Source organism: Nocardioides sp. YIM B13467, assembly GCF_042788075.1.
Classification (GTDB): Bacteria; Actinomycetota; Actinomycetes; order Propionibacteriales; family Nocardioidaceae; genus Nocardioides.
This window is the reverse complement of sequence record NZ_JBHZPJ010000034.1, coordinates 1-7566: the sequence shown is the minus strand read 5'-3', so window position 1 is coordinate 7566 and position 7566 is coordinate 1. Positions and strand designations below refer to the sequence as shown.

Below are 7566 nucleotides of genomic sequence, written 5' to 3'. Positions count from 1 at the left end.
CTCTCGCCCATTTCCAGGTTGTCGTCTATCTCCAGTGCGCCGGGCGGGCGAGGCCTTCCGGCAGACGCGTGCTCGCGTCTCCACGCATGGCGTTGACCTGCGCCTGGCCGAGGAAGAGCGCTCGGGACAGGTCCGCACCGGCGACCGCAGCGTCGCGGAGGTCCGCGCCGAGCAGGTCGGCATCGGCCAGGTCCACCTGGCTCAGATCGACGGAGATCAGGAGAGCGCTCCGGAGGTCGGCGCGCCGCAGGTCTCGTCGGCGCAGGTCCCGGCCGACGAGGTCAGCGCCGCTCAGCGCAGGGCCGACGGGGCGGCGTACCTCCGCACTCACCTGCCGGAGCGCATTCCCGACGACCGCGCGAAGCGCGGGGATGTCGGTGGCGAGGACCTGCTCGGCAGCGCCGCCCGCCGCCGCGGACACCAGCTCGGTCGCTTCCGAGAGGTCAGTCGTGGTGCCGCGCCATGCTGCCTCCTCGAGCAGGGCGAGCATCTCGTGGAGCTGTCGCATCACGTCGAAGACGTCGAACATGCTCTGCCGCAGGGCTGGCTCCGTACGCCAGTCCGCGCCGCCGAAGGTCACCTGGGTGACCTGCTGACCGGCGCCGGAGCACTCGAAGACCGTGCACCCCGTATACCCGCGGTCGCGCAGCCGGTCGTGGATCCCGCAACCGAAGTCGGGACCGAGGTGACGGCACGGATCGCCGGCCGCCTTGTCCTCGGGGAAGTCCGCCGAGCGGGTGAAGGACAATGCGACGCAGCACAGGCCGACGCATCGCGAGCAGTCCGAGCGGTACGCGGAGTCCGGGCGAGTCACCTCCTCATCCTCCCGCGGCCGCACGCTGCGCTCGCAGGAGGGATCTCTCCCAGGCTCCGCGTGACCTCAGCTCGGCCGGTCCGGCGGTGACGCGGCCGCAATCCCACGAACCGCATGCCCGAGGGAATGCCGGGCAAGCGGGTCGGTGATGCGGTCGGCGTTCAGCAGCAGTGCCCCGGGCAGGGTGACGACGCAGTGGCGCACGGTCGTGACGGCCGCACGGTCACGCCGGTCCCACAGCAGTTCGGCGAGCTCGACGAGGAGCGCACCGAGCTCCTTCTGGAAGCCGAGCAGTTGCGTACGTCCTTCCTCGTCGAGCTCCGAGGTCAGCAGATCGTCCGCGGTCGCGGCAAGCAGGAGCCGGGCGCCGTCCTCGTTGTCCTTCGCGTACGTCGCGGGGGCGAGTGCGGCTGCGACCAGGGCCTCGGTCGCATCGCCCTCGCGCATCGCCTCCGCCACTCGGTCACGCTGGAACGTGAGGAAGCGGCCGGCCTCCTCGGCCCAGACCCGGGCCAGGAGGCCGTCGCGTGACCCGAACGCGTGGTAGACCGCTCCGTTGGACGCACCCGACGCCGCGCTCAGCGCTCGGATCGTCAGGCCGTCGACACCTCGCCCGATCCAGAGATCCCGGGCATGCGCGAGAAGGTCGTCGAGGTCGTACTGCCGTGGACGTCCCATGCCGGGATCAGGCAGGGTCGTCGTTGCCGGCGCCGAGCGCCGTGACGACGTCCGCGAACATCCGGGCCTTGATCGTGCCGAGGGTGGCGCGGTCCTTGCCCGCCAGATCGCGTACGAAGCCGGCGGCCGTCTCGAACAGCTTCTCCGACGACGCGGTGGCGTCGACGATGCCCACGGCCGTGGCGTCGGCTCCGCCGTAGCGCCGACCGGTCGCCATCGCGTCGAGCGCCGTGCGCGGGGTCAGCTTGCTGGTGACGAGGGCATTCATCCCCACGGTGAACGGGATGTGGATGTCGACCTCGGGGAAGCAGAAGTAGCCGCGGTCCTCACGCATCACGCGGTAGTCGTGCGCCATCGCCAGCATCGCGCCCGCGCCGAACGCGTGCCCGTTGACCGCGGCGACCGTCGGGACCGGCAACGTGAGGATGCGCGCGAAGAGGTCCTCGACCCGGGTGACGTACGTGTCGTGCTGGTCGAAGTTCTGCCCCAGCCACTCCAGGTCGAGCCCGTTCGAGTAGAACTTGCCGCCACCGATCGTGACCAGCACCGCCGGTTCGGTCGTCGACTCGATCTGGTCGAGCGCCGAGCCGACCGCCTCGAGCCAGTCTGGCGAGAAGCGGTTCTCGTCGTCCCCGAGGTCGAGTGTCCATACCGGTCCGTCGCTGGAGATGGTGACCACGATGCTGCTCCTTCGTTCGAGACCCGTACGTCGTGCCGCCGGGTTCTGGCTGCCCACGACAGTAACAGAGCAGCGCTCTGAAATCCCGTCCGGACTAAGGTGAGGGACATGAGCATCCCGGTCGCGTTGCCCGATCTCGCCTCGACCCTCGAACGGTTCGGCAGCGGCTTCCTGCTGACCACCGCGGGCGAGCGCATCAAGGTCGTGGTCGTGGATCCGGTCGTCGAGGGCTCGACGCTGCGAATCTCGGATCCCGGCGGCGGCACCCGTGCGAACCTCGCGACCAACCCGGTGCTCACGCTGACGTACGCCCCACTCACGCCGCGCGACCATGCGCTGATCGTCGACGGCACCGGCCGCGTCGAGGGATCCGATGTCCTCGTGACACCGACCGGCGCCGTGCTGCACCGGCCGGCATCGCACGCGTCCGGACCCGTTCCCGAGGACGGCTGCGGGCAGGACTGCCGACCGGTCGACCCGCCGCGTCCGTAGGCTCGAGCCATGGAGACCTCGCCCACCGTGCTCGTCACCGGCGCGACCGGCTTCATCGGTCGTCGGCTGGTCGCGGAGCTGACCCGAAGCGGCACCACGGTGCGTGCGATGACCCGGCGCCCGGACGACTACGACGGCCCCGGCGAACCGGTGGGTGCCGACGTCGACGACCCCGCCACCCTGTCGGCCGCGCTCGACGGGGTCGACGTGGCGGTCTATCTTGTGCACTCGCTCGACCACGACGACTTCGAGGAGCGCGACGCCCGGGCCGCGCGGTCCTTCGGGGCCGCCGCAGCTCGGGCCGGGGTGCGCCAGATCGTCTACCTCGGCGGCCTCGGCGACGATGACGGGGACCTCTCTCCCCACCTGCGCTCTCGCCGCGAGGTCGAGACCCTGCTCGGTGAGGCCGGCGTCCCGGTGACGGTGCTGCGGGCCGCGATCGTCGTCGGCCACGGCGGCGTGTCCTGGGAGCTGACCCGGCAGCTGGTCAAGAACCTCCCCGCGATGGTGGTGCCGAGGTGGACCGCCACCCGGACCCAGCCCATCGCCGTCGACGACGTGATCCGCTATCTCGCGGGCGTCATCGACAACGAGGACGCGGTCGGCGAGGTCTTCGAGATCGGGGGTCCCGAGGCGATGACGTACGTCGACATGCTGACCGTCGCCTCCAAGGTGGCCACCGGCCGAACGATCCCCGTCGTCCCGGTGCCGGTGCTGACGCCGCGACTGTCGTCGTACTGGCTGGCGCTGGTCACCGACGTCGACCTGACCACGGGGCGCAACCTGATCGACTCGATGAGCACCGAGGTGATCGCGCAGGATCGGCGCATCCTCGAGGTCGTGCCCGGCGAGCCGCTGCCCTATCGCGAGGCCGTGCGACGTGCCCTGGCCGAGCGGCTGGCCGAGGGCAACGGGGTCTGAGACCTCAGCCGAAGAGCAGCGGCAGCGCCAGCAGCATCGACAGCGACCACGCACAATGGGTGAGGATCGGCGCGAGTACGCCGCCGGACGCACGCCGCTCGAGCCCGACCACGACTCCGAGCAGGATCGCGGCGAAGGCCAGCATCACGTTGCCGGTCGCGAGCGTCGCGAGCACATAGGCCACCGACGTCCAGGCGACCGGATGGCGAGGTAGGGCGGCGTAGACCGCGCCGCGGAAGAACAGCTCCTCCGCCACCCCGTTGACGGCCGTCACCACGACCAGGATCGGGAGGGAGCCCTGGTCGGCGAAGTCGAGCACCGAGCGCACCTGCCGGTCCAGCCACGGGATCTCGCGTACGACGAGACCACCGATCACGAAGACCCCGGCCAGACCGAGGCCGAGCAGGATCGGCGGCAGCACCGGGCGTACGAGCCGCTGCCGGTCCTCCCCGTCCTGGCGGCGTCGGGCGCCGATCCGTCCAAGGTGCAGCGGCCCGGAGGCGAAGGCGCCGATGGCCCAGACTCCGGCCAGGGCGAAGGTCGCTGGATAGAACCAGACGCTGCCCGGCTCGATGCGGAGCGATACGCCGAGCACCAACGCACCGAGCACCACGAACCCGACCGTGACCGACTGGCGGCGCCGCAGGCCGGCGTCGCTCTGACGGTGATCGCGCGGCACGACGTCCCACAAGGACCTGCGCACCCAGCTGCGCACGGCACCCCCTCGCTCCAGTGACGGCTGCGTCCAACGTACGTGGCCGGCAAGACAATCACACCGGATCGGGGCGGCCCGCGCGATCGAAGTGTCGTCAGATGATCGCGACGGCGTTCGCCGGTGAGCCGGTCGCGCCGGTGACGTTGAGCGGCTTGACGCTGAGGAAGGCCTCCCACCGCTGCAGCGCGTCCATGCGACGCGCCAACGGCCCGAGCCGCCACAGCTCACCGAGCGGCATGCCGAGCTTGGCCAGGAACTCCTGGTGCATCATGCCGCGGTCGTTCGGCGCCGACTGGACGAAGGGCGAGCCGGGCACGGGCGGCAGGCACTCGACCGCGAACGTGTCCGCCGCGAGCAGGGCGAGACCCGAGTCCCAGGCCCAGTCGAGCACCTCCTCGCTCTGCTCGATGCCGGTGGCGCGGCCGAGGGCCTGCTGGGCCAGCTTCTGCTCGGCGGTGAGCTCGAGGAACCACTCGCACCACCCGGTGTGGAGCATGGCGATGTCACCGGCACGCAGCTCGATCGCCTGCGCGGTGAGAGCCTGGTCGATGTAGTCGAACGGGATCGGCTGGCCGGCCTCGTGGTCGAGAGTCTCATCGCGCCGGGCGAGGAGGCCCGCGATGTCCACCAGGACTCCCCGGCTGACGATGGGGCGGTCGGCCCAGACCTGGATGCCGATCTCCTCGGTCCCCGGGACGATCAGCTCGTCGGCGGTTCCGCCGTAGAACCCGACGTCGTCGGCCCGCCGGTGACGCAGCCCGTCGACCTGGGTCGAGGACTGGAGGTAGTAGCCGGCGAGGTAGTCACCTCGGTGAGCCGGGTTGTTGCCGTAGATGACGTGCTCGGCCGGCTTCTGGTCCCTGGACATCCCGGGCATGAACGCGTCGATCGGGTAGTCCAGCCCGAAGGTCTCGCCCAGCTGGACGAGTCCGGCCGCTGCCACCACGCTCTGCTCGTCCGCGAACGAGGGTGTGCCGCGCCACGGGTTCTCGAAGAGCTCCCAGGACGTCCCTCGCAACGGGTCTGGCCGGTCGTGGAGCTCGGCCCTGCTCGGGCGGTCGTGCGTGGTCATGATGTGTCCGTTCATCTCTCAGACCGGCTGAAACGCCGGCCCCCGCGCGGCTTGCCTCAGTATCTCGCGCTTCGCCGTGCCCTAGAGTCGTTTTCGATGCCCGACAACTGGCTGAACGAGACCCGCGAGTCGTACGACACCGATGCCGCCGGCTATGCCGAGAAGGTACGCGGCCTTCTGGACGATCGTCCGTACCTCCGCGCCGGTCTGGCGGTGTTCGCGGAGGCTGTGCGTGAGGGCGGGCCGGTGGCCGATGTCGGCTGCGGGCCGGGGTACGTCACCCGGCATCTGCACGACCTCGGCGTCGACGCGTTCGGGATCGACCTCTCCCCCGAGATGATCGCCATCGCCCGGCAGGACCATCCCGATCTCGGGTTCGAGGTCGGGTCGATGACCGATCTGCCGCTGGCGGACCGGTCTCTCGGCGGCGTACTCGCCTTCTGGTCCGTCATCCACATCCCCGACGCGGCGGTGCCCGGAGTGTTCGAGGAGTTCCGGCGGGTACTGCGGCCCGGCGGGTCGGTGCTGGTCGGGTTCCACGTGGGAGACGAGACCCAGCACTCGACCACCGGCTACACCGGACGCGCGATCAACGTCGACACCCATCGCCGTACGCCCGAGCAGATCTCCCAGTGGCTGCGCGAGGCCGGGTTCAGCATCGAGGCCGAGCTCCTCATGCGGCCCGACGACGAGGTTCCGGGCGCGATCGTCTTCGCCCGCAAGCCTCTATCCAACTGATCAGGAACGAAGAAGCGTACGGAGCCTCTGCCTACCTAGGCTCGTCTCAACAGACCAGCTAGGAAGGAAAGACCGATGGCGAAGAGCACCACGTTCACCGAGGAAGAGAAGGCGGCCATGAAGGAGGCCGCCGCCGAGCGCAGGACGGCCGCCAAGCGTGGCACCGGCAGCAAGAAGGCCGCGGCCGACCTCGCGGACTGCCTCGAGAAGATCGAGGCCATGGACGACAACGACCGCGCGATCGGCGAGACGCTCCACCGGATCGTCACCACGCACGCGACCGACCTCGCCCCGAAGACCTGGTACGGCATGCCCGCCTACGCCAACTCCGACGGCAAAGTCGTGGTCTTCTACAAGTGCGCCGGGAAGTTCAAGATGCGCTACGCCGAGGTCGGCTTCCAGGAGTGGGCGAACCTCGACGACGGCGACATCTGGCCGACCGTCTTCGCCGTCTCCACGATGACCCCGGCCGTCGAGGAGAAGCTCACCGAGCTGGTGAAGCGGGCAGTCCGCTAGCCGGCGTGATGCTCGCGGTAGCGCCGGTAGAGCCGCTCCAGGAACCCTTCGAGCTCGGCGGCCATCTCCTCGTCCAACGTGGGAAAGGAGAAGGTCGCCTTGCCCGTACGGCGCTTGCGGAACGCCTCCGATGAGCCCTCGAGCGCTTCCGGCCAGGTGTCGACGGCGATCGCGTAGAGGCTGACCTTCTGCGCGCTCCGCTTGACCGCCGCGAAGTAGTCATGAGCGCCCGAGCCCGGCCAGCGCAGCGACGGCATCCCGTAGATCGTCGCGTCCTCGAGCTCGTTGCGATAAGGGTCGAGGAGCGCCCAGATCCGGCTTTCGACGGCATCGAGGTCGGCCATTGTGGGAGCGTACCGAACGCGTGGCGCTAGCCGAGTCGTTCAGCAGCGACGGAAGAGCCGGAACCGACGGCTTCGCCGATCATCCGTGGCTGCCGGTTCGCGACGTCTCCTCTCTCGCGCCGCACCTGGACCGGCTCTTCTCGCCCGCATCCTGAGTCACAGATCGCATCGCTGTCCGGTCTATCGGGTGCACCGTTCATCGAGGAGGACTCCCATGTCACTGACCGTGCTTCAGGAAGCGAAACCGCCCTTCATCCCGGAGGGGGCGCACGCGATGACGATCGTCATCGAGTACCCGCCGGGCGACCCCGGCACCCCGCCGCACCGCCACCCCGGACCGGCCTTCGGCTACGTGCTGGAGGGCGAGATGGTGTTCGAGCTCGAGGGCGAGCCGCCGCGGGTCGTCCGCCCCGGCGAGGCGTTCTGGGAGCCGGGCGGGGATGTCATCCACTATCAGGACGGCAACAACCGCGACGACATCCCGGTGCGGTTCACCGTCACGATGCTCTGCGAACCGGGCAAGCCGATGCTCGAGTTCGTGTCCGAGCAAGAGCTCCAGGCGAAGGGATGGTCGCGGAGCTGAACTGACCGGGCCCG

11 protein-coding genes are annotated in these 7566 nt (G+C 69.9%); 5 read left to right on the top strand and 6 right to left on the bottom strand.

The features are described 5' to 3' along the window. Positions 1–25: 25 nt before the first annotated feature. From ACFX43_RS06945 to ACFX43_RS06935, 3 genes are all read right to left on the bottom strand, one after another. The gene (locus tag ACFX43_RS06945; protein ID WP_378818673.1) at positions 26–814 is read right to left on the bottom strand and encodes a pentapeptide repeat-containing protein; all 789 of its coding nucleotides are present in this window, start codon (positions 812–814) and stop codon (positions 26–28) included. Positions 815–880: 66 nt separating this feature from the next. Next, positions 881–1492, bottom strand: coding sequence for a TetR/AcrR family transcriptional regulator (locus tag ACFX43_RS06940; protein WP_378818670.1), 612 nt, complete (start codon positions 1490–1492; stop codon positions 881–883). 7 nt (positions 1493–1499) lie between these two features. Next, entirely contained in the window at positions 1500–2228 is a 729-nt protein-coding gene (locus ACFX43_RS06935) for an enoyl-CoA hydratase-related protein (protein ID WP_378818667.1), read from the bottom strand. Positions 2229–2279: 51 nt separating this feature from the next. Between ACFX43_RS06935 and ACFX43_RS06930 the strand changes: the two genes are divergently transcribed. After that, positions 2280–2663, top strand: coding sequence for a pyridoxamine 5'-phosphate oxidase (locus ACFX43_RS06930; protein WP_378818664.1), 384 nt, complete (start codon positions 2280–2282; stop codon positions 2661–2663). Between the two features lie 9 nt (positions 2664–2672). After that, entirely contained in the window at positions 2673–3584 is a 912-nt protein-coding gene (locus tag ACFX43_RS06925) for an NAD(P)H-binding protein (RefSeq protein ID WP_378818661.1), read from the top strand. 4 nt (positions 3585–3588) lie between these two features. On the opposite strand, the gene ACFX43_RS06920 is transcribed toward ACFX43_RS06925, so the two are convergent. Both ACFX43_RS06920 and ACFX43_RS06915 read right to left on the bottom strand, forming a co-directional pair. Beyond that, positions 3589–4299, bottom strand: coding sequence for a CPBP family intramembrane glutamic endopeptidase (locus ACFX43_RS06920; RefSeq protein ID WP_378818658.1), 711 nt, complete (start codon positions 4297–4299; stop codon positions 3589–3591). A 94-nt stretch (positions 4300–4393) separates the two neighbouring features. Further along, positions 4394–5371, bottom strand: a complete 978-nt coding sequence (locus ACFX43_RS06915; RefSeq protein ID WP_378818655.1) for a cyclase family protein — start codon at positions 5369–5371, stop codon at positions 4394–4396. A gap of 96 nt (positions 5372–5467) precedes the next feature. Between ACFX43_RS06915 and ACFX43_RS06910 the strand changes: the two genes are divergently transcribed. Together ACFX43_RS06910 and ACFX43_RS06905 are read left to right on the top strand one after the other, a co-directional pair. Then, positions 5468–6109 (top strand): class I SAM-dependent methyltransferase, encoded by a 642-nt coding sequence (locus ACFX43_RS06910; protein WP_378818652.1) that lies wholly within the window; start codon positions 5468–5470, stop codon positions 6107–6109. A gap of 75 nt (positions 6110–6184) precedes the next feature. After that, the gene (locus tag ACFX43_RS06905; protein WP_378818649.1) at positions 6185–6625 is read left to right on the top strand and encodes an iron chaperone; all 441 of its coding nucleotides are present in this window, start codon (positions 6185–6187) and stop codon (positions 6623–6625) included. On the opposite strand, the gene ACFX43_RS06900 is transcribed toward ACFX43_RS06905, so the two are convergent. Then, complete coding sequence (locus ACFX43_RS06900; RefSeq protein WP_378818645.1) at positions 6622–6969, bottom strand: hypothetical protein; 348 nt, start codon at positions 6967–6969, stop codon at positions 6622–6624. The genes ACFX43_RS06905 and ACFX43_RS06900 overlap by 4 nt on opposite strands. A 214-nt stretch (positions 6970–7183) precedes the next feature. Between ACFX43_RS06900 and ACFX43_RS06895 the strand changes: the two genes are divergently transcribed. After that, positions 7184–7552 (top strand): cupin domain-containing protein, encoded by a 369-nt coding sequence (locus tag ACFX43_RS06895; RefSeq protein WP_378818642.1) that lies wholly within the window; start codon positions 7184–7186, stop codon positions 7550–7552. The last annotated feature ends 14 nt before the right edge of the window (positions 7553–7566 follow it).

Bases quoted from the DNA above. Each gene is read 5' to 3' on its own strand.
- ACFX43_RS06940 (WP_378818670.1), bottom strand. From the start codon at position 1,492: ATGGGACGTCCACGGCAGTACGACCTCGACGACCTTCTCGCGCATGCC.
- ACFX43_RS06930 (WP_378818664.1), top strand. From the start codon at position 2,280: ATGAGCATCCCGGTCGCGTTGCCCGATCTCGCCTCGACCCTCGAACGG.
- ACFX43_RS06925 (WP_378818661.1), top strand. From the start codon at position 2,673: ATGGAGACCTCGCCCACCGTGCTCGTCACCGGCGCGACCGGCTTCATC.
- ACFX43_RS06915 (WP_378818655.1), bottom strand. From the start codon at position 5,371: ATGACCACGCACGACCGCCCGAGCAGGGCCGAGCTCCACGACCGGCCA.
- ACFX43_RS06910 (WP_378818652.1), top strand. From the start codon at position 5,468: ATGCCCGACAACTGGCTGAACGAGACCCGCGAGTCGTACGACACCGAT.
- ACFX43_RS06905 (WP_378818649.1), top strand. From the start codon at position 6,185: ATGGCGAAGAGCACCACGTTCACCGAGGAAGAGAAGGCGGCCATGAAG.
- ACFX43_RS06900 (WP_378818645.1), bottom strand. From the start codon at position 6,969: ATGGCCGACCTCGATGCCGTCGAAAGCCGGATCTGGGCGCTCCTCGAC.
- ACFX43_RS06895 (WP_378818642.1), top strand. From the start codon at position 7,184: ATGTCACTGACCGTGCTTCAGGAAGCGAAACCGCCCTTCATCCCGGAG.